This is a genomic window from Youngiibacter fragilis 232.1 (assembly GCF_000495435.3).
GTDB classification, from domain to species: Bacteria; Bacillota; Clostridia; order Clostridiales; family Clostridiaceae; genus Youngiibacter; species Youngiibacter fragilis.
In genome coordinates, this window is sequence record NZ_AXUN02000147.1 from 1 (window position 1) to 738 (window position 738).

1 protein-coding gene and 1 pseudogene are annotated in these 738 nt (G+C 49.2%); both read left to right on the plus strand.

The annotated features are described in order from the left end of the window. A pseudogene (locus T472_RS19745) lies at window positions 1-322 on the plus strand (GntP family permease); the annotation flags it as partial. Window positions 323-388: 66 nt separating this feature from the next. Further along, on the plus strand, window positions 389-738 hold a 350-nt coding region (locus tag T472_RS07585), incomplete at its 3' end, for a thiolase family protein (protein WP_040907034.1).

Sequence of the window (738 nt, forward strand, 5' to 3'; positions counted from 1 at the left end):
AGAGGCAATAGCTGTAACAACTCTTGCTGGAGCTACCGGATCAGCTTCAGGCGGAATGGGAATAGCCCTTGCAGCGCTTGGACAGAAGTACGTTGAACTTTCAGCCGCTACAGGAATTTCACTTGAATCCTTCCACAGGGTAGCATCCATAGCCAGCGGCGGACTTGATTCACTTCCGCACAACGGTGCCATCCTGACAGTGCTTGCCATATGCGGTATGACACACAAGGACTCTTACCTTGAGATGGCAGTCACAACGGTAGTAATTCCTGTTATAGCTACACTTGTGGCAGTAGTAATGGGATCAATGGGTATACTATAAAATCGTTTGAGTTTCAATCCGGCAGGCAGTCGCCTGCCGGGTTAAAACGGAAGGAGTGTAAATATTTTGAGAAGCGTATCAGTCATCGGTATCGGGGAAACCAAGATGGGGAGACTTCCCGACAAGTCCCTTAAGGACCTTATAAGGGATGCAGGGAACAAAGCCATAGAGGATGCGGGGATATCCAAGGAATCTATCCAGGCACTGTATATGGGTAACTTCAACGCAGGCTACTGGAGCACACAGAGCCATATGGGAGCATTGGCTTCTGAGACATTAGGACTTGGAACAATTCCAACTGTAAGGACAGAAGGCGCATGCGCATCTGGAAGCCTTGCCTTCAGACAGGCTCTGGCGGCAATCAAGGCTGGTATATATGACATAGTCCTTGTTGGCGGAGCAGAGAAAATGACCCA